This window comes from Devosia sp. (genome assembly GCF_048261455.1).
Lineage (GTDB): Bacteria > Pseudomonadota > Alphaproteobacteria > Rhizobiales > Devosiaceae > Devosia_A.
Map to the genome: position 1 here is coordinate 22760 of NZ_JBLXGA010000014.1, position 22857 is coordinate 45616.

The 22857-nt window shown below is 64.3% G+C and carries 21 protein-coding genes; 9 read left to right on the forward strand and 12 right to left on the reverse strand.

Features of this window, described 5'->3' with window-relative positions; all coding sequences use genetic code 11:
- Positions 1-171 precede the first annotated feature (171 nt).
- From ACN0TK_RS14415 to ACN0TK_RS14425, 3 genes are all read left to right on the forward strand, one after another.
- Positions 172-2136, forward strand: a complete 1965-nt coding sequence (locus tag ACN0TK_RS14415; RefSeq protein ID WP_417310220.1) for a putative bifunctional diguanylate cyclase/phosphodiesterase — start codon at positions 172-174, stop codon at positions 2134-2136.
- A gap of 92 nt (positions 2137-2228) precedes the next feature.
- A complete protein-coding gene (locus tag ACN0TK_RS14420) occupies positions 2229-3152 on the forward strand; it encodes a glycine--tRNA ligase subunit alpha (RefSeq protein WP_417310221.1) in 924 nt (307 codons plus the stop codon).
- Between the two features lie 4 nt (positions 3153-3156).
- Positions 3157-3516 carry a VOC family protein gene (locus tag ACN0TK_RS14425; protein ID WP_417310222.1) on the forward strand — a complete coding sequence of 120 codons (360 nt, stop codon included), beginning with the start codon at positions 3157-3159 and terminating at the stop codon, positions 3514-3516.
- 296 nt (positions 3517-3812) lie between these two features.
- Here the strand turns inward: ACN0TK_RS14425 and ACN0TK_RS14430 are convergent, their stop codons facing one another.
- Positions 3813-4145 (reverse strand): hypothetical protein, encoded by a 333-nt coding sequence (locus ACN0TK_RS14430; RefSeq protein ID WP_417310223.1) that lies wholly within the window; start codon positions 4143-4145, stop codon positions 3813-3815.
- Positions 4146-4296: 151 nt separating this feature from the next.
- Here ACN0TK_RS14430 and ACN0TK_RS14435 point away from each other — a divergent pair, with 151 nt between their 5' ends.
- A complete protein-coding gene (locus tag ACN0TK_RS14435) occupies positions 4297-6276 on the forward strand; it encodes a tetratricopeptide repeat protein (protein ID WP_417310224.1) in 1980 nt (659 codons plus the stop codon).
- 18 nt (positions 6277-6294) lie between these two features.
- Here the strand turns inward: ACN0TK_RS14435 and rnhA are convergent, their stop codons facing one another.
- The 3 genes from rnhA to ispH are packed head-to-tail and all read right to left on the reverse strand — an operon-like array spanning position 6295 to position 8242.
- Positions 6295-6744, reverse strand: coding sequence for a ribonuclease HI (gene rnhA / locus ACN0TK_RS14440; protein WP_417310225.1), 450 nt, complete (start codon positions 6742-6744; stop codon positions 6295-6297).
- Complete coding sequence (locus tag ACN0TK_RS14445; RefSeq protein ID WP_417310226.1) at positions 6744-7271, reverse strand: GNAT family N-acetyltransferase; 528 nt, start codon at positions 7269-7271, stop codon at positions 6744-6746. The genes rnhA and ACN0TK_RS14445 overlap by 1 nt, the downstream gene beginning before the upstream one ends.
- A complete protein-coding gene (ispH, locus tag ACN0TK_RS14450; protein WP_417310227.1) occupies positions 7268-8242 on the reverse strand; it encodes a 4-hydroxy-3-methylbut-2-enyl diphosphate reductase in 975 nt (324 codons plus the stop codon). The genes ACN0TK_RS14445 and ispH overlap by 4 nt, the downstream gene beginning before the upstream one ends.
- A 93-nt stretch (positions 8243-8335) precedes the next feature.
- Here ispH and ACN0TK_RS14455 point away from each other — a divergent pair, with 93 nt between their 5' ends.
- Positions 8336-10558 (forward strand): putative PEP-binding protein, encoded by a 2223-nt coding sequence (locus tag ACN0TK_RS14455; RefSeq protein ID WP_417310228.1) that lies wholly within the window; start codon positions 8336-8338, stop codon positions 10556-10558.
- Here the strand turns inward: ACN0TK_RS14455 and ACN0TK_RS14460 are convergent, their stop codons facing one another.
- The gene (locus ACN0TK_RS14460; protein ID WP_417310229.1) at positions 10559-11395 is read right to left on the reverse strand and encodes an SGNH/GDSL hydrolase family protein; all 837 of its coding nucleotides are present in this window, start codon (positions 11393-11395) and stop codon (positions 10559-10561) included.
- A gap of 239 nt (positions 11396-11634) precedes the next feature.
- Between ACN0TK_RS14460 and ACN0TK_RS14465 the strand changes: the two genes are divergently transcribed.
- Positions 11635-12648, forward strand: coding sequence for a cell wall hydrolase (locus ACN0TK_RS14465; RefSeq protein ID WP_417310230.1), 1014 nt, complete (start codon positions 11635-11637; stop codon positions 12646-12648).
- Between the two features lie 369 nt (positions 12649-13017).
- Entirely contained in the window at positions 13018-13932 is a 915-nt protein-coding gene (locus ACN0TK_RS14470) for a FecR family protein (RefSeq protein WP_417310231.1), read from the forward strand.
- Between the two features lie 268 nt (positions 13933-14200).
- Here the strand turns inward: ACN0TK_RS14470 and ACN0TK_RS14475 are convergent, their stop codons facing one another.
- The 6 genes from ACN0TK_RS14475 to ACN0TK_RS14500 form a co-directional block, all read right to left on the reverse strand.
- Positions 14201-14800, reverse strand: a complete 600-nt coding sequence (locus ACN0TK_RS14475; RefSeq protein WP_417310232.1) for an NAD(P)H-dependent oxidoreductase — start codon at positions 14798-14800, stop codon at positions 14201-14203.
- A complete protein-coding gene (locus tag ACN0TK_RS14480; protein WP_417310233.1) occupies positions 14800-16203 on the reverse strand; it encodes an FAD-binding oxidoreductase in 1404 nt (467 codons plus the stop codon). The genes ACN0TK_RS14475 and ACN0TK_RS14480 overlap by 1 nt, the downstream gene beginning before the upstream one ends.
- A 5-nt stretch (positions 16204-16208) precedes the next feature.
- Positions 16209-17516 carry a cytosine deaminase gene (locus ACN0TK_RS14485; protein ID WP_417310234.1) on the reverse strand — a complete coding sequence of 436 codons (1308 nt, stop codon included), beginning with the start codon at positions 17514-17516 and terminating at the stop codon, positions 16209-16211.
- A 127-nt stretch (positions 17517-17643) separates the two neighbouring features.
- Positions 17644-18528, reverse strand: coding sequence for an ABC transporter permease (locus tag ACN0TK_RS14490; protein ID WP_417310235.1), 885 nt, complete (start codon positions 18526-18528; stop codon positions 17644-17646).
- Positions 18528-19292, reverse strand: a complete 765-nt coding sequence (locus ACN0TK_RS14495; protein WP_417310290.1) for an ABC transporter ATP-binding protein — start codon at positions 19290-19292, stop codon at positions 18528-18530. Before ACN0TK_RS14495 ends, ACN0TK_RS14490 begins: the two co-directional genes overlap by 1 nt.
- A 130-nt stretch (positions 19293-19422) precedes the next feature.
- Positions 19423-20442, reverse strand: a complete 1020-nt coding sequence (locus tag ACN0TK_RS14500; RefSeq protein ID WP_417310236.1) for an ABC transporter substrate-binding protein — start codon at positions 20440-20442, stop codon at positions 19423-19425.
- Positions 20443-20661: 219 nt separating this feature from the next.
- On the opposite strand from ACN0TK_RS14500, the gene ACN0TK_RS14505 reads away from it, so the two are divergent.
- Positions 20662-21051 (forward strand): RidA family protein, encoded by a 390-nt coding sequence (locus ACN0TK_RS14505; RefSeq protein ID WP_417310237.1) that lies wholly within the window; start codon positions 20662-20664, stop codon positions 21049-21051.
- Between the two features lie 8 nt (positions 21052-21059).
- A complete protein-coding gene (locus ACN0TK_RS14510) occupies positions 21060-21854 on the forward strand; it encodes a creatininase family protein (RefSeq protein ID WP_417310238.1) in 795 nt (264 codons plus the stop codon).
- Between the two features lie 58 nt (positions 21855-21912).
- Here ACN0TK_RS14510 and ACN0TK_RS14515 read toward each other — a convergent pair whose 3' ends face one another.
- Positions 21913-22839: a LysR family transcriptional regulator gene (locus ACN0TK_RS14515; RefSeq protein WP_417310239.1), complete on the reverse strand. Its 927-nt coding sequence runs from the start codon at positions 22837-22839 to the stop codon at positions 21913-21915.
- Positions 22840-22857 lie beyond the last annotated feature (18 nt).

Genomic DNA, 22857 nt, shown 5'->3' on the forward strand with positions numbered 1-22857 from the left:
GCTGCCGCAAGGGCAAGGTTCTTCCGGCCGACCACGGGACATCGCCTAGTACGTCGGCATTCGCAGCACTCAAATTGCGAGTGGCCCTACGGTCTTATCGGTTTATTCAGGGCTAGGCTGCCTTAATGCGCATGATCAATACGACCCGCGGCGACGGCCGGGAGCGATATCTTGCGCAGTTTACTGGCCTCTCTTACCGAGTTACTGACAGTTCCGGATGACAACGAGGATCTGGCGAAGGCGCAGTTCGCTGCCTATTCGCGCCAGATGCCGATGATGTATCTCATCCTGCTGACCTCGACCTGGACGCTCGCCTTTACCCATATGTATTCGGCGCCGGGCTTGCTGACGGTCTTTGTGCCCGGCGTTTTCACCACCTTCGGACTGATCCGTATCGTCTTGTGGTGGCGCGCACGGAACACTGAAGTCTCCGCGCGTGAGCGGCTGTTGAGTTTGCGCCGAACCAACGTGATGGCGGGTGCCATCGCCCTGGCGTTTTCTCTGTGGGCATTGAGCCTTGTCGGATACGGCGACGCCTATCAGCAATCGCACGTGGCCTTCTACATGGCGATCACCGTGGTGTGCTGCATCTCCAGCCTGATGCACCTGCGGTCCGCAGCCGTGATCGTCACTGTCATCGTGCTGGGGCTGTTCGTGGTCTATTTTGCCAGCACCGGTCGACCGACTTTCGTGGCGCTGGCGATCAATTTCATCTTCGTCGGCTTTGGCCTCGTCAGCATGCTGAGCGTCAACTACCGCAACCTCAATACCATGCTGCGCAGTCAGCGCGAGGCCGAGCGGTTGAGCCACGAGAACCTGCACCTCGCCAATCTCGACAGCCTGACAGGCCTGCCAAATCGGCGCGCTTTCTTCGAGGAGCTGGAACGCCGGCATTCCGCAGCCGAGCGCGAGGGCACCACATTCGTGCTGGGCGTTCTCGATCTCGATGGCTTCAAGCCAGTCAACGATACCTATGGGCATTCCGCCGGTGACCGCCTGTTGGGCCTGGTCTCGGAACGGTTGAAGGCGTTCGGCGCCAAGCTTCCGGTCGGCGTCTTCATCGCCCGTCTGGGCGGCGACGAGTTCGCTTTCCTCGTGCCGTCCGAAAAGGACGTCGATTTCATCAAGGCCGAAACGGACAGGGCCTGTGAGCAGATCCGCGCCGCCTTCCCGCTTCCCGAAGCCTCGGTAACCGTCTCCGGTACCGTCGGTGTCGCCGTGTCGGCGCCAGGCATCAGCGCAACAGACCTGTTCGATCGCGCCGACTATGCCCTGTACGAAGGCAAGAGCAGCAATCGGGGCCTGAGCACGGTGTTTTCCCCCGAGCTGGAAGAGCGGCTTCGGCGCCAATCCCGCATCGAACACGCCCTGCGCAATGCCGATATCGCGGCAGAACTGACGCTGGCTTTCCAGCCCATCATCGATGTCAGCGGCATGCGGCTCCACGGCTTCGAGGCCCTCGCCCGGTGGCACAGCCCCACCTTGGGCAATGTGCCGCCGAACGAGTTCATTCCCATTGCCGAACGCGCCGGCATGATCTCCAGCCTCACTACTCCGCTGCTGACCAAGGCGTTGGCGGCCGCGGAGTCCTGGCCGGCACCCGTTCGGCTTGGCTTCAATTTGTCGCCACAGGATCTGCAGAACCGCGAAACCGTGCTGTCGCTGATCACCGTCATTCAAAAAAGCGGCTTCGACGCGCGCCGGCTGGATCTGGAGATCACCGAGAGTGCCTTCGGCCATGACTTTGATCAGGTGCAGCGCTCCGTGACGCTGCTGCGTCAACTCGGCTGCGGCATTGCGCTCGACGACTTTGGCACCGGCTTCTCCAGCCTGTCGCGACTGCACGCCTTGCCGTTCACCCAGATCAAGATCGATGGCAGCTTCATGTATGGCTCGGACAATCGCGAGATTTCCGATCAGATCATCAATTCTGTCCTGACGCTGAGCACCGAAATGGGGCTGCACTGCGTGGTGGAAGGGGTGGAGACTGCCGCCGAACTGGGGCGGGTCCGCTCATTCGGCGGCCGTTTGGCCCAGGGATATTTCTTCTCGCGCCCGGTGCCGATTGAAGATACCGCCGCGCTTGTGGCGCGCTATGGGGGCATGGAAGGCTCGCAGGCTGCCCGGCGCGCCTGACCCGGCGTAGATCGCCAGTGCCGCTTGCCATTGACCCCTCGCGCCGCCGCCACTAGGTTCCGCGCGCCTTCTCCAGCCGGACTTGGACGCCAATGACCGAACTGCCCGCCCACATGGACCCCCGGAAGTCATTCCAGGGCATGATCCTCACCCTGCAGCGCTTCTGGGCCGACCAGGGCTGCGTGATCCTGCAGCCCTATGACATGCAGATGGGCGCCGGTACCTTCCACACCGCGACGACCCTGCGCGCGCTGGGTCCGAAGCCCTGGAAGGCTGCCTATGTGCAGCCCTCGCGCCGGCCGACGGATGGTCGCTATGGCGAAAACCCAAATCGCCTGCAGCACTACTATCAGTTCCAGGTGATCCTGAAGCCCTCACCGGAGAACATCCAGCAGCTCTATCTCGACTCGCTGGCCGAGATCGGCCTCGATAGCGCCCTGCACGATATCCGCTTTGTCGAGGACGACTGGGAAAGCCCCACGCTCGGCGCCTGGGGGCTCGGGTGGGAATGCTGGTGCGACGGCATGGAAGTCAGCCAGTTCACCTATTTCCAGCAGGTCGCAGGTTTCGAGACGATGCCGGTGCCCGGCGAGATCACCTACGGCCTCGAGCGGCTCGCCATGTACATCCAGGGCGTCGAGAACGTCTACGACCTCAATTTCAACGGCCGCGAGGGCGATGAGAAGGTCACCTATGGCGACGTCTTCCTGCAAAACGAGCAGGAATTCTCGAAATACAACTTCGAGGCCGCCGATACCGACATGCTGTTCCGTCACTTCAAGGACGCCGAGGACGAGTGCCGCGCCATCCTGGCGAAGGGCGCGGAGGGCAACCGCCAGACCATGGCCGTGCCGGCCTATGAGCAGGTCGTCAAAGCCTCGCACAGCTTCAACATGCTCGATGCGCGCGGCGTCATCTCGGTGACCGAACGCCAGAGCTACATCCTGAGGATCCGCGAGCTGGCCAAGGCCTGCGGCGCCGCCTGGCTGCAGACCGCGGGTGGCGGGGCGGAGTGAGGTGGTGAAGATCGCCTTCGACCACGTGAATATCGGCGCCACGGATCTCGCGGCGACCCGTGACTTTCTGGTAAGACTGCTCGGTGTGACCGACGGGCATCGGCCCGCGTTCAACGATCCCGGCCACTGGCTCTATATTGATGAGCAACCGGTGATTCATCTGTCGCTGCGAGGCGACGCGCCATCCCGCGGTGGGGTGATCGACCATGTCGCTTTCGCCGGCTTCGATTTCGACGAGACGAAGGCCCGCCTCGAGCGCGAGGGCATAGTCTATCACGCCACCGGCATTCCCGGCGGCCCGCGTCAGCTCTTCGTCACGGGCCCGGACGGGCTGAAGGTGGAGCTGCAGTGCCGGCCGGTGTGACGCGGCGACTGGTCGCCTGAAGACCTCCCCATTGCAGGTCACTGTGCTGCGGCGGCCTCCGCCTCACGACATCTTCGGAATCTCGCGATGCTCGACATAGTGGCCGTAGATGGTCGTCAGGATGCTGGCGCCACACACGATGACGACCCAGCCGCTGACGATGTTCCACACAGCGGCAAGAATGGCGCCAAGCGGTCCAAGGTCATTTGGCCCAGGCTCGCGCGGTTCGTGCCGGCTGATTGACCGGGTCCGCCGTAGCTGCTCGCGGATCTCGAAAAGATGCTGGCCGAGGCCGCCTAGCGGCAGGTGACGGTGAGGTCTTCGGGGCCGGTGAAAACGAACACCGTCGCGCCGTCTGCGCCCGTTTCGAAGCTGCCATAGAGCTGCCTGTCGGCGAGCGGGCCGCTGAGCGGATCGACGTCGCTGCCGGCCGAGGCGACCTGGCCGTTCCCGGTTTTACCCTCGGGATCGGCAAAGCTGTAATCGCCCGCGACCAGCAGAGTCAGTTCGCCCACCATCGTGCCGCTCGTGTCAGTGCACTGATAGATGCCCGGCGGCGGAAACTGCGCCAGGGCGGGTGATGCAGCCAGCGTCAGGGCAGTGAGGACGGAAATGAGAAGCGTGCGCATACAGTGAGTGTCTCCAAGCCAGGGCCAGGGGGCAACTCACGTGATGGTGGGTGGCAACCTCGCTCAGAAACCATGAAAGGTAGTGGCAAGCGCTTGCAAGCAGCCGGGTGTTAAGTCACCTACGATCTGACGCGAAAACTGCGGGCTTGAGATGCAGACGACGAGCAAGGATCAGATCCGGCAATGGCTGGAGAGCGGTGTATCGCTGCTGCAGCAAGGAGACATTCAGGGTGCCCGCGCGCGATTTGAACAGGTGCTGCGAGAGCAGCCAAATGACTTCGACGCGCTCAATCTCCTCGGCGTCGCACTATACCATGCTGGACAGATCGGCGAAGCGATCAGTCGGCTGGAGCGCGCCACACGGATCAATCCTGACAATGCGGGCGGCTTCAGCAATCTCGGGATGGCACTGCGCGCCAAGGGGCGGCTGGAGGACGCCGTTGCAGCCTATGATCGTGCGCTGGAGCTGGCGCCTGGACTGGTCATGGCCTACGCCAACCGTGCACGCATTCGGAACGATATGCGTCAGTTCGATTTGGCGCTGGCGGACGCCAGCCGTGCCCTGAAACTGCGTCCCGGCCACGCGGAGACGCTCTGCCTTCTGGGGCGGGCCCTGCGTGGTGTCGGAAGAACGGCCGAAGCGGTGCCGATCTTCGATCAGGCCGTCGGGTTGCAGCCCAAGCTTGCAGAGGCCTACGTCGGCCGCGCAGATTGTCTGCGGCAGCTGAAACGCCGTCCTGAGGCCCTGGCCGACTACCGAAAGGCTCTGGCCTTGAGGCCGAATTCGGCCAATCTGCCGGGCGTCGTCCTGCATGAACAGATGCAGTTATGCGACTGGACGGACTACCACGCACAACATGAGGCGGTCGTTGCGCGGGTGCGAAAGGGGCAGCCGGCGCTGCCGCCCTTTGTTTCCCTTTCGATACTGGAGTCCGCGGCGCTGCAACACCAGGCTGCGCGTGCCTGGGTCGCGAACGCGGGACCGTCCGCCGATCGGCCCAATCTGAGTGCCGAAAAAGGGCCGGTGCGCATCGGGTATTTCTCCGCGGACTTTGGAGACCACCCGGTGATGCTGCTGTTGCTCGAGGCGATCGCGTTGCACGATCGGTCTCGCTTCAACATCGCGGCCTTTACCTATCAGGTGAAAGCGCATTCGCGGGACCTCGACGCGCTGTTCGATCACGTCGTCGACCTGAACGGTCTCTCAGATCGCGACGCTGCACGGCACGCACGCCAGCAGGGTCTCGATATCGCCATCGACCTCGACGGTCATACACGCGGCGCCCGCCCGCAGATATTCCGCCATCGTGCCGCTCCGATCCAGGTGAGCTACCTTGGCTATTCCGGTACGGCCGGTGCTGAACACATCGACTATATGATCGCCGACCAAACGATCGTGCCCGAGGCGAGTGCTCTGCACTACAGCGAGAAGATGGCTTGGCTGCCGCACTGTTACATGCCGCGCGACCGGCGCCTGTTGCCGGCGGTGCCGGGGCCATCGCGCACCGACGAGGGACTACCCGAGAGCGGGGTGGTCCTTTGTTGCTTCAACGGCGACTTCAAGATCACGCCGGAGGTTTTCGACGACTGGATGGATATTCTGCGTCGGGTGCCGGAGAGCGTCTTATGGCTCAGGGGCAACGACCCTGTCGGTCAGTCGAACCTGCGCCGCGAGGCGGAAAAGCGCGGCGTTGCCCCAGAACGTCTGGTTTTCTCACACTATGTGTCACTTCCAGATCATTTCGCGCGCATTGCCCATGCCGATCTGATCCTCGATACGCGCCCCTACAATGCCCACACCACGGCGAGCGACGCGCTGTTTGCGGGCGTCCCGGTGCTGACGCTGCCGGGCGAGACTTTTGCTAGCCGTGTCGCTGCGAGCCTGCTGACGGCCATCGACATGCCGGAACTGATCGTCGATAGCCGCGAAGCCTACGTCGAAACGGCTGTCGCGATCGGGAATGATCCGGCACGTGCTGCGGCGCTGAAGGAGAAGCTGGCGCAGAACCGCGAGACTAGCCCTCTGTTCGACATGGAGAGCTATACCCGTCATCTGGAGGCGGCGTTCACCGCAATGGTCGAGCGGGCGCGGCAGGGGCTGCCGCCCGATCATATCGAGGTGGCGCTTTAGGCGATCGAGGGGCCGGGCTCAGCCGCGGGTTGTCTTGAACGGCGCCATGCCTTCGTTGGCGAGCTGGTCGGCGCGTTCGTTCATTTCATTGCCGGCGTGGCCCTTGACCCAGCGCCAGTCGATCTGGTGGCGCTGGCTGGCAGCCTCGAGGGCCTGCCACAGTTCGGCGTTCTTGACGGGCTTTTTGGCTGCGGTCTTCCAGCCGTTTTTCTTCCAGCCGTGGATCCACTTGGTCAGTCCGTCCTTGACGTAGCTGCTGTCGGTGTGCAGTTCGACCGCGCAGGGGCGGCTGAGGGCGCCGAGCGCCTCGATGGCGGCCGTCAGTTCCATCTGGTTGTTGGTGGTGAGCGCAGCGCCGCCCTTCAGCTCCTTGAGCTTGTCGCCATATTGCAGCACGGCGCCCCAGCCGCCGGGGCCGGGATTGCCCGAGCAGGCACCATCGGTGTGAATGACGACGATATTGGCCATCAGGCGGTGGCCGGCCGGTCGTAGCGGTAGAACTCGACATTGGGGTGGTCGTAGCTGTCACCCGTGTGGGTATAGACGCCCCCGAGCTTGCGCAGCACCTTCAGCGAGGCTTCGTTGCGCGCATCCGCCATGCCGAGGAAATGGTCACGATCGGTCTCGCGCCAGTACCAGTCCTTGAGCCCGCTCGCCGCTTCGAACACGTAACCATTGCCCCAGTATTCCGGGAACAGCGAATAGCCGATCTCGGGGATTTCTTCGGGCCCGTAAACGCCAAAGCCGCAGCGGCCGACGAGCGCACCGTCGGATTTGCGCGTGACGCGCAGCTTGCCCATCTGCTGGCGCTCGAACAGTGCGATCCAGCCGGCGAGGGCAGCGTCCATCTGCTCGGGCGTCCAGGGCTTGCCGTGACCGGTGAGATAGCGCGCGACAACCGGGTCGCCATGCAGGCGATAGAGGTCACCGATCTGGTCGGCCCGCCAGCCGGAGAGCACCAGCCGGTCGGTTTCGATGAGGTCGAGATCGCTCATGCGCCGGGCGTCGCTGCCTGTGGCTGGCGCAGTTCGCGCGGCAGGTTGAAGGTAATGTGCTCGCGCTGCTGGCCGCTGGCCGTGACCTTGATGTCGAACCGCTGCGCAAAGGCCTCGATCACTTCGTCGACCAGGGCATCGGGCGCCGAGGCGCCGGCGGTGATGCCGAGCGTCGAAATACCTTCAAAGCGCGACCAGTCGATCTTGTCGGCGCGCTCGACCAGCACGGCATTGTCGCAGCCACTGCGCTGCGCCACTTCAACGAGGCGCACAGAATTGGACGATTCCGGCGCCCCGACCACGACCAGCGCATCGACATTGGGCGCCACGGCTTTCACCGCTTCCTGCCGGTTGGTCGTGGCGTAACAGATGTCTTCCTTGTGCGGCAGGGTGATGGCCGGGAAGCGCCGGCGAAGCGCCGCAACGATTTCGGACGTGTCGTCGACGCTGAGCGTCGTCTGGGTGACGAAGGCGATCTTTTCGGGATCCCGCGGCTCGAAGGCCTCGGCATCGGCGACGGTTTCGACCAGGGTCACCGCACCCTCGGGCAACTGGCCCATGGTGCCGATCACTTCGACATGGCCGGCGTGGCCGATGAGGATGATCTCGCGGCCTTCGGCATGATGCCGGTTGGCCTCGATATGCACCTTGGAGACCAGCGGGCAGGTCGCATCGAGAAAGAACATGTTGCGCGCCTTGGCGCCGGCCGGGACCGACTTGGGCACGCCGTGCGCCGAAAACACCACGGGCGCATCGCCATCGGGGATCTCGTCGAGCTCCTCGACAAAGACCGCACCCTTGTCGCGCAACCCGTCGACGACATATTTGTTGTGCACGATGGCGTGGCGCACATAGACCGGCGCCCCGTATTTTTCGAGCGCCAGTTCCACGATTTGAATGGCCCGATCCACCCCGGCGCAAAAGCCGCGGGGTGCACAGAGCGTTATGTCGAGCTGCGGCCTTGTTTGCATAGCCAAGGAAATGCTTTCTATGCCCGTCCAAGTCAAGGGTTGCCGCCTTCATCCTGCGCCCCCACTATGGTCTGTGCAATCAACAATGGTGTCATGGTGACCCTGGCCTCGGAAATGTTCGCTGTAGCGCCCGCACTGGGCAAGGCGAGCCTTTCGGCAGCCCAGGCCAGACTGCTGACCGGCAAGGCCCGCTGGCTGCATGCGGCGTGTGCCGCCGGTTTCCCCACCGTGCCGACCATTGCCATCACCCGCCGCGGCTGGCTGGCGCTGAAGACCGCAGACGCCACACTGCGCGGCCACTGGGTGGCGACCTTGCTCCGGCTGGTGGGACGCGACCAGAAGGCTCCAGAACTGGTGGTGCGTACCTCGGCCCGGGCGCATCGCGCGGGGCTCAGCCCGGCCCGGCTTGCGCTGACCCCGCCCACCAGTGAGGCCGAGGCCGTCGATCCGCGTCATCCTTTGTCGCTGGCGATTACCGAAGTCTTCGAGACGCTTGCCGGCGAACCGGACGACCTGGTGATCGTTCAGGCCATGGCCGGCAGCAGGATGCACAGTTTCCTGATCCGCGATCCGCAGACGGGGGCCATGGGCCCGGCGGAGGACGGCGCGCGCAGCCTGCCGGATTCGGCGCGGGAGCTGTGCGAGCTGATGGACGGGCTGGCGGGGACCAATCTCAATTGCACCGTGACGGTAGAGGGCGACATCGTGCGCCTGGTCTCGGCCCGTCGCGCCGAATCCTCGGCAGCCGCCGAGCTCGAGGCCGCGGTCGATAGGGTGGCGCGCGGCAGTTGGACGCGGCGCGATGCGGTGCGCGGCATCGATCCGTTGCGCTTGCAGCAATTGCTGCACCCGCGGCTGAAGTCGCCCGACAGCCGGACGGCGCTGACCTCGGGGCTGGGCGTATCGCCCGGCGCCGCCAGCGGCGTGATCGTCTTCACTGCCGAGGATGCAGCGCGCATGCATGCGCGCGGCCGGCACTGCATTCTGGTCGTCACCGAAACCGGCCCGACCGATATCGAGGGCATGAAGGCTGCGACCGGCATTCTGACGGCGCGCGGCGGCATGACTAGCCATGCCGGTGTCGTGGCGCGGATCACCGGCAAGCCCTGCGTCGCGGGCGTGCGCAGCCTCTCCATCGACCCGGCCAATCTCACCTGCCGTATCGGCGAGCGGACCTTCAAGGCCGGCGAGCGGATCACCATCGATGGCACCGATGGCGTGATCTATGCCGGCGCCTTGCCACTGTCGCAGCCGCATATCGGCGGCGCCATGAAGCAGTTGCTGAGCTGGTCCGATGCCTCGCGCGCCATCGCCGTGCGGGCCAATGCCGAAACGCTCGAGGCCGTGAACACGGCGCTGAGCTTCGGCTGCGAGGGGATCGGGCTGGCGCGCTCCGAACACATGTTCTTTTCGCGCGAACGCATGGTGGCGCTGCGCCGCATGATTCTGTCGGAGAACCCTGAGGATCGCGAGAAAGCGCTGAACGGGCTGGTGGATTTCCAGTCGGCCGACTATGCGGCGATCTTTGCCGCGATGCGCGGCAAGCCGGTGACGGTGCGTCTGTTCGACCCGCCGCTGCATGAGTTTCTGCCACGCACCGACGAGGACATCGAAGAGACGGCGCAATCGCTCGGGCTGGGCGTTCAGGCGCTGCGCCGCCGGCTCGACCGGATTGCCGAGTCGAACCCGATGCTCGGGCATCGTGGCGTGCGGCTGGCGATCACCTATCCCGAAATCCTCAAGATGCAGATCGAGGCGCTGGCTGCCGGCGTGCGTGCTGCGTCGGCGCACCAGTCGGAGCCCGTGACGCTCGAGATCATGGTGCCATTCGTTTCGACCGTGTCGGAAGTGGTGGAGATCAAACGCCAGACCTTCGCCATTCTCGATCAGGCGCGCCTGCCGGCGCCGGCGCGCGAGCGGTTGAGTTTCGGCACGATGATCGAACTGCCCCGCGCCGCGCTGAGGGCCGCCGAGATCGCCGAGCATGTGGAGTTTTTCTCGTTTGGCACCAATGACCTGACGCAGACGACCTATGGCCTGAGCCGCGACGACGCCCCGGCCTTTCTGGCCGTTTATCAGCGCAAGGGAATTTATGAGTTCGACCCCTTCGTGACCCTCGACCAGAAGGGGGTCGGCGAGCTGATCTCGCGGGCGATCGAGGACGGACGGCGCGCCAACCCGAACCTCAAGATCGGCATTTGCGGCGAGCACGCCGGCGATCCCGCGTCGCTGCACTATTTCGCGACGCTCGATGTGGATTATGTCAGTTGCTCGCCCTACCGGGTGCCTGTGGCGCGGCTGACGCTGGCACAGTAATCAGCCGACGAGACCCCGTTCGCGGATAAGGTCTGCGATGGCCGCGGCAGTGGCCGTGGCGCCCGCGAGCGTCGGGTGGAACCCCATGCCGGACTTGGGGAAGGGCCCGTAAATCCAGGGCTGTTCGCTGCATACCGCGTGGTCAGTGGACAGCGCGGCCATGTCGACCAGTACCGCATCCGTCGCAGCGACGGCCTGCCGGGTCGTCTCGGCCAGCTGTTCGCCGACGCCGCGCATGGCGTCGGCCTCGGCGGCGCTGATGCCGAGTGCCGGGCAGGGCGGCGCCGTGTCGAGGATGGCCGGGTAGGTCGCGACGATGATCAGCGCCTGCGGTGCGCGGCGGCGGAGTTCGGTGAGCGTCGTGACGAAGGTGGTGTGGAGCGCGGCGAAATCGCGCTCTTCCGGGCGGCGCGGGCCCTTAAAGAACAGCCGGTGCCAAGCGCCGGCGAGGCCCGGGCGACGGACGCGCGCCATGCCCATCAGGTCGCCGACATAGCCGATATCATTGCCGCCGGCGGTGAGGGTGACGAGACGGGTCTGCGGCCCCACCGCGTCGATCTGCGGGCCGAGCCGACCCTGGCCGCCGTGCAGTACCTCTTCGAGCGTCGCGCCCGAAGAGGACATGTCGGTGAAGGAGGGGACGTCCAGCAGCCGCGCCAGCTGCTGGGGGTAGCCATGGGCGGTGCGTTTTGAAATGCGCGGCGTGCCGGGCAGCCGGTCGCCCAGACCTGCGCCGGCGGCAAAGGAACTGCCGAGCGCCACGAACCAGGCATTGTGGCCTTTCGGGGCGCGCACGCCGCCGGGCAAGCGCGACGGTTGCGTAGCCGTATCAGTCATTTGGTCGTCTCCCGCCCCTGATCCCTATCGCTAGGGGCGGCGCCGGGGCGGGTCAACTGCCGGCCGTCAAATCTCCCGATCCTTGCCACCTGTGTGCCTTCGCGTGGCCATTTCACCGCGTTTACCTTGCCCTAACCCTAACCGCTCATAGTCGGAACCGTCGGCATTTGCGTCACAGTGTATCAAACTGGAATGCCCGGCGCGTATCGAGTTGTGTAGCGTTGCGTGGATAGTAAAGCGTGTTGATCGTTCCGGAAAATCGGATCCGCCGGGCTCGTCGCGAGCTGGCGACCCTCAGGGCCCTCGCGGGCGCTGCCTTTGCTCTGCTCAGCCTGGTCGGCCTGACCGGTGCAGCCAATGCGCCCGACTTCGGTGAAACATTGCCGGTTCTGCCGGTGAGTGCACAGGCGAGCCTGGCGCGCACGGGCACCGACGTGATCATCACCGGCTCGATCGACCACATGTTCAATTCCGGCGGTTTCGTCGGCCCCAACCGCAGCGACAAGCAGGACCGGATGCGGCCGACGGAGGACCTGATGGCCCTCACCAGCGGCTTCGCCGATATTCGCGCCCGCATCGCCATGCTGCGCAATCCCGAGGCGGCAAAGACCAAGCTGGCCCCCGCCGCGCCGACGATGATCGTCGAGGACACGCCGATCGCCGTGGCGTCAATCGACCCAGACATGAGCTCTGCCGCGCTCGATGCCATCGATGCGCTGTCGCACCCCGACGGCGCGCCGGTACCGCAGCTGATCCCCGAAAAGCTGGCCTATGCCCGCGCCGACCTGCCGGCGACGGTGTTCGACGGCGCAGTGCGTGACACCAAGGGCAACAAAGTCTCCGACAAGGAGGTCTGGTGCATGGCGACGGCAATCTATTTCGAGGCGCGCGGCGAGGCCTATCGCGGCCAGGTCGCCGTGGGGCAGGTGGTGATGAACCGCGTCGCCCACCGGCTCTATCCCTCGACCATCTGCGGCGTGGTGTTTCAGAACCAGAACAAGCGCAATGCCTGCCAGTTCAGCTTCGCCTGCGACGGCATTCCCGAGCGCGTGACCGAAAAGAAGGCCTGGGACCAGGCGATGGAAATCGCCAAGCTGGTCATCCCGGCGACCGAGTATATCGCCGATGTCGGCATGTCGACGCACTACCATGCGACCTATGTCTACCCGCACTGGGCGCGCAAGATGAAGAAGAACACCAAGATCGGTCTGCACGTCTTCTATCAGTTCAAGTCCGGCTGGAAGTTCGGCTGATCTGCCCTCCTGTGCTGATCTGAATACATTTTTCGGCGACGTTTCTCGCTGAGTATGCGCCGCGTTGGGCCGGCGGGGATAAAACTGGGCAAGTCATTGACGCTGCTGCTGCTTCTGAAGTCATCCCGGAGGGCGGGCCGCGGCGGAGCATCGGATTGCCACCAAATGGTCACGCCAATGCCGTGCCGATGAACAGAGCCTGACAGGCCGACAGTCGATCAGCTCATTGTTGAGCGCGACGTCTTTGGCGGCTGCCGAGGTCTGCTTTTCAGCTGTGTGAGCTGCGCAGGGCGGCGTTTACCACTTGTTAAGACTATTTCCTCCGCGCAAGAAATGTGTGCCTAATGACAGCTCTCTGGAGGGGGAGCCATGTCTGGTCGTCTTGTACGGATGTTTCTGGCGGCGATGATCGCTGCTGCAGGCCCGGCCGTTGCCGCCGACGGTTCCGCCCTGGGTGTCGATTCCGGCGCGGTGGTGCGGGCCGGAGCCGAGGTCAAAATCCTCAGGGTGGGGTCCGACCTGTTCATTGGCGACAAGGTGGAAACCGATGCCAGCGGGCTGGTGCAGATCCGCTTTGCCGACACCACCGAACTGGTCGTCGGGCCGAACTCGGCGCTGGTCCTCGAGGACTATCTGCTGCGCGCCGACGGATCGTCCGGCAATTTCGCGGTCAATGCGCTGACCGGCACGTTCCGTTTTGTCACCGGCAATGCCCCGAAGGAACGCTACGCCATCAATACGCCCTCGGGGACGATCGGCATTCGCGGCACGGCGTTCGATTTTACGGTGACGGCGGGAACGACAAATGTGCTGCTGTACCACGGGGCGGCGACGCTATGCGCCCGCGCCGCCAAATGCGCGACGCTGTCGGATACCTGCCAGGTTGGGCGGTTCGACCGGAAGCAATCTGAAGTTCTCGGCGACACCGGATCGGTGGATGCCAGGACGCGCGCGACGCTGCGCGCCGGCTTCCTCTATGCCGTGTCGCAACGACCACTGCTGCGCGAGTTCCGCGTGCGCTCTGCCGAAAAATGCCTGCGCCGCACTGTGGCCGACACGGTCCGAGTGACCGGATCAAGCACTGGGTCGAGCGAGGTAAATCCACCGTCCTCTGCTCCGCCGCCGTCCTCTCCGCCGCCATCGTCGCCACCGCCATCATCGCCGCCGTCGACTGGTGGTGACGACCCGCACCACGACGGCAAGCATGCGGGCAAGACCAGCCCCGGCCACACCAAAGAGCATCCGGGGAAGGGCAAGGGGCTGACGAAGCGCTCCGGCGACTAAGGTCGCATGTTCAAATGCCGCTCGAACGGGCGACTACAAGCCTCTGTGGGAACGCCACATTTATGGATAATGAACTGTTGATGCGGAACGTGGGGACGGCAGGTAGTGGCCTTGGCGCGGCCAGTCACGCCGGGAGGCACGGGCGGCGATAGCTTGGGATGGATCCCGGGTCTTCGCCCGGGATGACATCGAGCTTAGGGCAGGATGACACGGGGTGGGCGGGTTTGGTGCGCGCGGTCTCCCGTGGTCCTCGCTCTGGCACCGTCCGTCAGAACCGCGACATCTCGCTTTTCACCTTGTCGAGGAAAGCCGTGAGGCCGGCCGGGGTCTGGTTGTTCATGTCGTAGAGCGCCAGATATTGCGGCCGGTTGGAAAAGGTCACCCAGCCCCAGCGCATGGCGAGGCGGCGGGGCGGATCGCCCATCACCATGGTGCGGAAGCGGCTGCCGCCATAGGTGGTGACATAGGCGACCTTCTTGATGTTGGTCATGCCCGGGACGAGCTTGCCCTTGTCGTTCTCGCCGCCATCGCTCTCCATGCGAAAGCTCACGCCGGGCAGGAAGATGCGGTCGAAATAGCCCTTGAGAATGGCCGGGTAGCCGTAGTTCCAGACCGGATGAACGAAGACCAGCGCATCGGCGGCCTGCAGCCGGTCGACATAGGGCTTGGTCAGCGGCGTCAGATTGCCCGGCACCTCGTGATAGTTGAGCCGCTCCTCGCGGCTCATCACGGCGGGGAAGTCCTCGTCGTAAAGGCTCAGCGGGTCGATCTCGTGCCCGGCCGTCTTCAGCCCTTCGCAGGTGGCGTGAAACAGCGACCGGTTGTAGCTGGTCTCGACCGGGTGGGCATGGATGACGTGGACGCGCATCAGGCGGCGCCCAGCGTGTAGAGCCCGGTGAACAGCCAGGTGCGGCCGCTGTCGAAATCGAAATCCGGATCATCCCAGGCGATCATCTTGCCCGGGTTGAGGATGCCGGAGGGGTCGGCCTCCTTCTTGAACGCCAGCTGCGCCCGGTCGGTCTGCTTCATGCCGCCCTCTTCGAGGGTGAAGCGATGCGGGTTGAAGACGAGGCAGCCATTGGCTTCGTGCAGCTTGATGATCTCTTCGAGCCGCTCCTCGGTGGTGTAGCGCACGATCGGCAGGCCGGAGAAGACGACGCGGCCGTCGAATTTCGTCATCTCGATATGCATCGGCATTTCGTCGCCGAAGGTGTCGATGGCCCATTTGACCTTTTCGAGGTTCGGATACTGGGTCTGCAGATAGGTGATGGTCGGATCGATCTTCAGCCCGCGCAGCGTCGTGTGGTTCCACGCGAGCTCATAGACCGGCGGCAGCTTGGCCTTGACCTCGGGCGCCGCCTCGTCGCCGCGATAGAGCATGTCGCCCTTGTGGAAGTCGACGAAATCGGCGAGCGCCGGCATGGCGGCAGGCGCGGCCATGATGAGGACGACCGACTGCTCGCGCGACTTGATGAACGGCCGGTGGCGGTTGAAATAGTCATGCGGCACGGGGGCGGCGACCGGCGAGATTTCCTTGCACAACAGCCCGTCCTGCAGCGCCACCTGACCGGCGAAGGCACAGGCCTCATAGGCGTCGTCAAAGCCCACCAGCACATCGACCCAGTCGTAATGCGCGGTCAGCGGCATTTCCGCTTCGACGATGATGCCATTGGTGCCATAGGCGTGGGCGACCTTGAGGATGTCGGGGCCGGTGAGATCGAGCACACGCGGCTCGGCCTCGCAGGTGACGACCTTGAGCCCCAGGATATTGCCGAAATTGCGCAGCCCGCCCCAGCGGATCGAGCCGACGCCGCCCGAGCCGCCGGCGATGAAGCCGCCAAGCGAGGCCATGCGATAGGTCGAGGGGTGGAAGCGCAGCTCGCCATTGACCGCCTCGATGGTCGCTTCGTCGAGCTTTTCCATCACGACGCCGGCCTGGGCGCGGACCCGGTCGTGGCTGATCGAGATGACCTTGTCGAGGTTCATCAGGTTGAGCATGGCGCCGCCCGAGAGCGGCATGGCCTGGCCGTAATTGCCGGTGCCGGCACCGCGCGGCGTGATCGGCACTTCGAAACGGAAGGCCTCGCGCAAGACGGTGACGACCTCCTCGACGCTGCGGGGCGAGACGACGATGGCCGCCGTCACATGCTCGAGCTGCGATTTCAGCCGCGGCGAGTACCAGTAATGGTCGCGACTTTTCTGCTGCACGATGCGCGGATTGTCTTCGACCGGGATGTCGCCGAGTGCGGCGCGGAAGCCTTCGAGATCCATTCTAACTACTCCATCAGGTCGTCGAGTTCGCGGTAATCGGGTGGCGTCGTGTCGATCGCCTTGCCCGCGCGCAGTACGATGCGATCGGTCTGCGGCCGGGCGTTGAGTTCGCTCCAGCTGCGGGCGCGCAGCAGCACGAGATCGGCCGGGCCACCTTCGGCAATCGTGCCGGTATAGCTGAAGCCGGCATGGGCAGCGGGCGCGCTGGTGATGGCGCGGATCCAATCCCAGGCCTGATCCTGCGGGTGATCGAAATGCAGGATGCGGGCGCTTTCGCGAAACACTTCCACCCCGTCGAGATCGCCATAGGCGTAGAAGGGGTCGCGCGTGTTGTCGGAGGCGACGGCGACCAGGGCACCGGCGGCCTTGAACTCGTTGAGCAAGGTGACGCCGCGGCGGATCGGCGTCCGGACCCGGCCGTTCTCGTTGTCGCGATCCTGCAGGTAGATATTGCACATCGGCAAAGAGACGATGGCGATGCCGGCCTTGGTGGCCGCGTCGATGGTGCGTTTGACGATGGCGTCGTCCTGCACGGTGAGGACGCAGCAATGGCCGGCCATCACCTTGCCGCTGAAGCCGGTCTCGGTGACTGTTTCGGCAAGGTGCAGCAGCGCATGGGCCGCGGGATCGCCGGTTTCGTCGGTGTGGAGGTCAAGATCGAGCCCGAGCTCGCCGGCCTTTTCGACGACGGCCCGCATGGCTTCGCGCGAGCGGTCGAACACCCCGACCGAACCGCCCAGAATGCCGCCCGAGGCCTTGACCTGCTGCGCCACGGCGTCGTTCTCGGCGGGGCTGACCAGCGTATCGGGGCCGACGATGGAGACGGCCTGCAGTTCGATGCGGCCGGCCCAGCGCGCGCGCATCTTTTCGAACAGCGTCCAACTGATCTCATGCTGCGGCGGGCTGGAATCGAGATGGGTGCGGATGGCGGCGGTGCCATGCGCATAGGCGCAGCGCAGCGCGAAATCGAAGCGGCGCTCTACATCCTCTTCACGCCACAGGCGCTCGCGATCTTCCTGAACGGCATTGAGCGCGCCGAGCCAGGTGCCGTCCGGGTTCTCCTTGCGCGGCCAGATGTGGCCCTTGTCGAGATGGGTATGGATATCGACGAAGCAGGGGAGAACCAGCCCGTCGTCCATGTCGTGGCTGGCGCCGGTGACGGGGGCGCTGCCGGCCGGGCGGATGGCGGCAATGGTGCCGTCGACGATCTCGATATCGAACTTAGAGGTTGCGCCATCGCCGACCTTGCCCATCGCCGCATGCGGGATGGTGGCATTGGTGAGCGTGATGGAGCCGGAGGTGAGGTCAGTCATGCAATAGGCTCCGGGTTTGAAACTCCACCCTTATCCGGGCTTGGCCCACCTTCCCCCATGATGGGAGAAGGTGCCCGCGAGGCGGATGAGGGAGAGAGGGCGAGAAGGGGGACGCGCGATCCCACAATCAATTCTCCCGCTTCAGGGCGCTTTCGTGCCAGCGATGCAGGCCGAGCCAGGCGATGAAGCTTGTGAGCCCGAAAATGGCGACGCCGGTGCCGGTGAGCATGATGAGCGCCGCGAACAGCCGCGGGATGTTCAGCCGGTATTGCGACTCGAGCAGCCGGAAGGCGAGGCCCGATCCCTGACCGGCGGTGCCGGCGGCAAATTCGGCAACCACGGCAGCGATCAGCGCCAGCCCACCCGCGATCCGCAGCCCCGCCATGAAATAGGGGATGGAGGAGGGGAGCTTGAGATAGATCAGCGTCTGCCAGCGTGAAGCGCCATAGAGGTCGTAGAGGTTGAGCAGGTTGTGATCGACGCTCTTCAAACCCGCCACCATGTTGGACAGGATCGGGAAGAAGGCGACGAGGAAAGCGATGATCAGCAGCACCGACTGCGTGTCGCTGACATAGATCAGGAGCAGCGGCGCAATGGCGATGATTGGCGTCACCTGCAGGATGACGGCGAAGGGAAACAGCGCCAGCTCGATCCACCGGCTCTGGACCAAGAGGATCGCCATGGCGACGCCGCCGATCAGGGCGAGGAACAGCGCGGTGAAGGTGATGCGCAGCGTCACCAGCAGGGCCGGGGCCAGCGTCGGCCAGTCGTTCCACAGCGAGTTGGCAACATCGGCCGGCGACGGCAGGATGTAGCGCGGGATATCGTTGATCGTCACCGCCAGATGCCAGATGACGATCGCAATGGCCAGCATGCTGACGGGGATGAGAATGCGCATCACCTTTTCGGTGTTGGAGGTGCGCGGACGCAGGATCGCTACGGCGCTGTCGGTGCCGGCCTCTGTATCGGTCGGCTGTCCGGCGGCGTTGGGTACGGCTGAACTGTCGGTCATCAGTGGGTGCCTCCGCCGGCGTGAATGGCATCATGCAGGGCGCGCGAGACCTTCTCGGTCGCGGCGCGGTAGGCTTCCGAAGTGCGGAAATCGGCGTCGCGCTCGCCGCTGTTTTCGAGCGGCATATCGGCAAAGACCTGGCCCGGACGGGCCTTCATCACGACGATGCGGTTGGAAAGATAGGCGCTTTCGAACACCGAATGGGTGACGAAGATCACGGTGACGCCGGACTGTTTCCACAGCCGCAGCACGTCGTCGTTGAGCTTTTGCCGGGTAATTTCGTCGAGCGCCGCGAAGGGCTCGTCCATCAGCAGCAGCTTGGGTTTGGTGACCAAGGCACGGGCGATGGACACACGCATCTTCATGCCGCCGGAGAGTTCGCGCGGATAGGCGTCGGCGAAGTCTTCGAGGCCGACAGAGGCGAGCGCATCCATGATCCGCTCACGGGCGGCGGACTTGGAAATGCCGGCGAGGCGCAGCGGCAGATAGACATTGCCGAGTACCGTCTGCCACGGCATCAGCGTGGGCTCCTGAAAGACGAAACCGACATCGCCTTCCGGCAGGCCGCGGGAATTGATCTTGGAACTGGGCCAGTCGATCGTGCCGGTCGAGGCACCGCCGAGGCCGGCGATGATGCGCAGCGCCGTGGACTTGCCGCAGCCTGAAGGGCCGAGCAGGCTGATGAATTCGCCACGCACGACGTCGAGTGACATGTCCTTGAGCGCCAGCGTGCCGTTGGAGAAGACTTTCGATACGTTCCGCATCGAAACGACGGTACGGGGCGCAGCGGTCGCGCCCGTCGGGGGCGCGGCATGAGAGAGATCGGTCAAGTCTGATTGCCCACCTTAGGGTCGAACGGCGCGGACGGAAGTGCCCGCGCCGAAGGGTTGGAAATTACATGTCGTCTTCTTGGGTGACGAGGTCCGTACCCAGACCCTTGCAGACCAGGTCGGTCGTATAGGCCTTGGAGACATCCAGACCGGCTTCGAACATGCCGACTTCCTGCATCTGGTTGTAGAAGTCTTCCCAGCGCGCATCGGTCATGCAGCCGATGCCGCCCCCGACGGAGTCGCCGGAAACGAGGATGCCGTATTCCTTCATCTTCTCGAGACCATAGGCCAGCTGGCCGTCGGTCATCTCGGGATTGTCCTTCTGGATCAGCTCGTTGGCGGCAGTGTTGTCGCCGTACAGGTAGTTGTACCAGCCGATGATCGAGGCTTCGACGAAGCGCTTGGCCACGTCCTGGTTCTCGTCATACCACGGCTTCATCACCTCGATCGTGGTCGAGTAGGGCTGAAAGCCATTGTCGGCCAGCAGGAACACGGTCGGGGTCCAGCCGGTCTGCTTTTCGATCTCATAGGGCTCGGACGTGAGATAGCCCTGCTGGATCGCCATCGGATCGGCGATGAACGGCGCCGGGTTGAAGGTGTAGGGCTCGTACTTCTCGTCGACGAATTCCGGATAGGCCGACTTCATCCAGCTGAAGTACGAGATGAAGCCATCCTTGCTCAGGATGTACTTGGAGGCATCGGCAAGGTCGGCAAAGGTGTCCATGCCGGAATCGGGATGCGCCATCAGGATCTGCGGATCCTTCTGGAAGATCGAGGCGATGGTGAGCGTCGGGATTTCCTGGGCCACGGCGTCGATGGCGGTGGTCATGCCGCCCATGTAGAAGTCGATCTGTCCGCCGATCAGCAGCGAGCGGTTGGCACCCTGCGGGCCGCCCTGACGGATGGTCACGTCGAGCCCGTATTTCTCATAGGTGCCGTCGGCGACGGCCTGGTAGTAGCCACCGTGCTCAGCCTGGGCCAGCCAGTTGGTGCCGAAGCTGACGGCGTCCTGCGCCATCGCTGCAGAGGCAGTGAGCGCCACCGCCATCGCGCCCGCGCCGGCCAGTGTGGTGAAAGAAGTCATTCGCAAGTCTCCCCTGTTGAATTCTCGGTGCGGTTTCGCAGTAGGGCGGCACGAACCCGCAGGTACACCAGCCATAGTGGCAGGGCTGTGCGCAAAAAGAAAAGCCCAATTATGCGTCACTTTCGCCACTGCCCTTCAAATGGGCAGCGTGGGCGGACTTGGGGCTTTCCAAACCCCGGATTTGGCGTTTACCTGAGCACCCGACGTTCCGGAGGTTCTGTGACCAAACCGCTTTCTCCCCCATCCATTCATCCGCCCTTCGCGCCCTACAGCCATGGCGTCGAGCTGCCGCCCGGTGCACGCACCGTACTGTGCTCGGGCCAGCTCGGCATTACTGCTGATGGCACGATTCCCCCCGATTGTGCCGGGCAGGCAAAGGTATGTTTCGACAATATCTTTGCCATTCTGGCCGAAGCGAGCATGGGGCCCGCCGATATCGTCAAGATCAACGCCTATGTGACCGGGCGCGAGCACCTCAAACCCTATATGGAGGTGCGCAACGGCTTGTTCGGCGATCCGCTGCCCGCATCGACGCTGATGATCGTTTCGGGTTTCGCCCGGCCCGAATTCGTGGTGGAGATCGAAGCCATCGCCGCCACCCCCGCCTGAGAGAGACCATGACCAAGCGCAAGATCTGGTGGGGCGATTTCACCGCCTCCGACTTCACCGGGATCGACCCGGAAAAGACCATCGCCATCCTGCCCACAGCGGCCATCGAGCAGCATGGCCCGCATCTGCCGGTGGGGACCGATACGATCATCAACCAGGGCCATCTCGACCTGCTGGTCGAGCGTGCGCCCGCCGACCTTGATATCCGCATCCTGCCGGTGCAGGCGGTGGGCAAATCCAACGAGCACATCTGGCAGGTTGGCACGGTCAGCCACACTGCGACCAATCTGATCGACAACTGGACCCAGATCGGGCTCGAGGTGGCGCGGGCCGGGATCAGGAAGATCGTTTTCGTCAATTCGCACGGCGGCAACGTCTCGATTCTCGATATTGTCGCGCGTGAATTGCGGGTGCGCGAGAACATGCTGGCGGTGAAGACCGGCTGGAGCCAGTTCTGGCCCAAGGACATTTACTCCGACATCGAGAACCGCTTCGGCATTCACGGCGGGGACGCGGAAACCTCATTGGTCATGCACTTCCGCCCCGAGCTGGTGAAACATGACAAGCTGCAGGACTTTCCCTCTGTCGCCCAGCGCGACGAGCAGGCCTATAAATATCTGCGGCCAACGGGGATGCTGAGCTACGCCTGGATCGCCAGCGACATCCACCCCCTCGGCGCCGCCGGAGAAGCGCATCTGGCAACGCCCGACAAGGGCCGGATTTCGGCCGAGACTGCTGTCGACAGTTTCGTCGAACTGCTGCGCGAAGTGGAGCGCTATCCGTTGCCGGGAACGACGAAATAGGCTGTGGGCGGGTCGAGCGTCGCGGGGCGTGGTGCGCCCGTCTAGCTGGTGCGCCCGTCTAGCTGGTGAGCAGTTCCGTCGTGCGATCCTCGAGCACCTTGCCGATCTTGCGGCACTCGACGGCGATTTCCCGCGCAAACTGCACGACGCTTTCACGTTCCAGATCCGCGGGGTTGAGGACGACGAGCGCGATGTCGCGATGCAGCGGCGGGAAATCATGCGGCTCGATCGCCACCAACTGACCGGTCCGCAGGTCCTCGGCGATGGCTGAGCGCACGAACAGACCGAAGCCCGCGCCCTGCAGTACCAGATTTCGCGCCGGACCCTCGGGCAGCTCGACCGTGGCATTGGCGCGGCGCACGAGACGCAGTTCGCCCTCGGGATTGGCCTGCCACCAGCGTAGCGCAATCACCCGTGGGCATACGGCAAGGACCTCATCAAGCGACGGGCGCTCGGGCAATAGCGCGGCGAGCTGTGGCGCCATGGCCATCGGCACCGGCTCGCGCACCACGATGAGAGGGGTGAGGTCGCCGACCAGCGGATCGAGATTGGGCCAGCACACGATGCCCAGCGTCGCGACCCGCTCGTGCAGCAGCGCCACGACCTGCTCCTGCCGGCCTTGGCGCACGACGATATCGAGATCGGGGTAACGGCCCTGCAAGCGCAGCAACGCGTCCGACAGAAGCGGCGTCACCATGGACCCCAGCGAGGCGACGACCAGGCGGCCGCGCTCGACGCGGCGCAGGGCTTCGCGGCCTTCGTGCACGCTCGACAGAATCCGTCTTGCATAGGGCAGGAAGGTCATGCCCTGATCGGTCAGCGCAATCCGGCGGCCGCGGGTGAACAGGACCGCGTTCAACGTGTCCTCGAGCACCCGTATACGCATGGAGACCGTGGCCTGTGTGACGTTGAGGCGGGCGGCGGCCCGGGTGAAACTAAGGTCTCGGGCGACCCGGTCGAATGTCACTAGCTGGTCGATATCCATAAATAAATCTTATGCGAA

What these genes read in the sequence shown, in the direction of transcription:
- ACN0TK_RS14420 (WP_417310221.1), top strand. Translation starts at nt 2,229, where the DNA reads ATGACCGAACTGCCCGCCCACATGGACCCCCGGAAGTCATTCCAGGGC.
- ACN0TK_RS14430 (WP_417310223.1), bottom strand. Translation starts at nt 4,145, where the DNA reads ATGCGCACGCTTCTCATTTCCGTCCTCACTGCCCTGACGCTGGCTGCA.
- ACN0TK_RS14435 (WP_417310224.1), top strand. Translation starts at nt 4,297, where the DNA reads ATGCAGACGACGAGCAAGGATCAGATCCGGCAATGGCTGGAGAGCGGT.
- rnhA (WP_417310225.1), bottom strand. Translation starts at nt 6,744, where the DNA reads ATGGCCAATATCGTCGTCATTCACACCGATGGTGCCTGCTCGGGCAAT.
- ACN0TK_RS14445 (WP_417310226.1), bottom strand. Translation starts at nt 7,271, where the DNA reads ATGAGCGATCTCGACCTCATCGAAACCGACCGGCTGGTGCTCTCCGGC.
- ispH (WP_417310227.1), bottom strand. Translation starts at nt 8,242, where the DNA reads ATGCAAACAAGGCCGCAGCTCGACATAACGCTCTGTGCACCCCGCGGC.
- ACN0TK_RS14455 (WP_417310228.1), top strand. Translation starts at nt 8,336, where the DNA reads ATGGTGACCCTGGCCTCGGAAATGTTCGCTGTAGCGCCCGCACTGGGC.
- ACN0TK_RS14460 (WP_417310229.1), bottom strand. Translation starts at nt 11,395, where the DNA reads ATGACTGATACGGCTACGCAACCGTCGCGCTTGCCCGGCGGCGTGCGC.
- ACN0TK_RS14470 (WP_417310231.1), top strand. Translation starts at nt 13,018, where the DNA reads ATGTCTGGTCGTCTTGTACGGATGTTTCTGGCGGCGATGATCGCTGCT.
- ACN0TK_RS14475 (WP_417310232.1), bottom strand. Translation starts at nt 14,800, where the DNA reads ATGCGCGTCCACGTCATCCATGCCCACCCGGTCGAGACCAGCTACAAC.
- ACN0TK_RS14480 (WP_417310233.1), bottom strand. Translation starts at nt 16,203, where the DNA reads ATGGATCTCGAAGGCTTCCGCGCCGCACTCGGCGACATCCCGGTCGAA.
- ACN0TK_RS14485 (WP_417310234.1), bottom strand. Translation starts at nt 17,516, where the DNA reads ATGACTGACCTCACCTCCGGCTCCATCACGCTCACCAATGCCACCATC.
- ACN0TK_RS14490 (WP_417310235.1), bottom strand. Translation starts at nt 18,528, where the DNA reads ATGACCGACAGTTCAGCCGTACCCAACGCCGCCGGACAGCCGACCGAT.
- ACN0TK_RS14495 (WP_417310290.1), bottom strand. Translation starts at nt 19,292, where the DNA reads ATGCGGAACGTATCGAAAGTCTTCTCCAACGGCACGCTGGCGCTCAAG.
- ACN0TK_RS14500 (WP_417310236.1), bottom strand. Translation starts at nt 20,442, where the DNA reads ATGACTTCTTTCACCACACTGGCCGGCGCGGGCGCGATGGCGGTGGCG.
- ACN0TK_RS14510 (WP_417310238.1), top strand. Translation starts at nt 21,060, where the DNA reads ATGACCAAGCGCAAGATCTGGTGGGGCGATTTCACCGCCTCCGACTTC.
- ACN0TK_RS14515 (WP_417310239.1), bottom strand. Translation starts at nt 22,839, where the DNA reads ATGGATATCGACCAGCTAGTGACATTCGACCGGGTCGCCCGAGACCTT.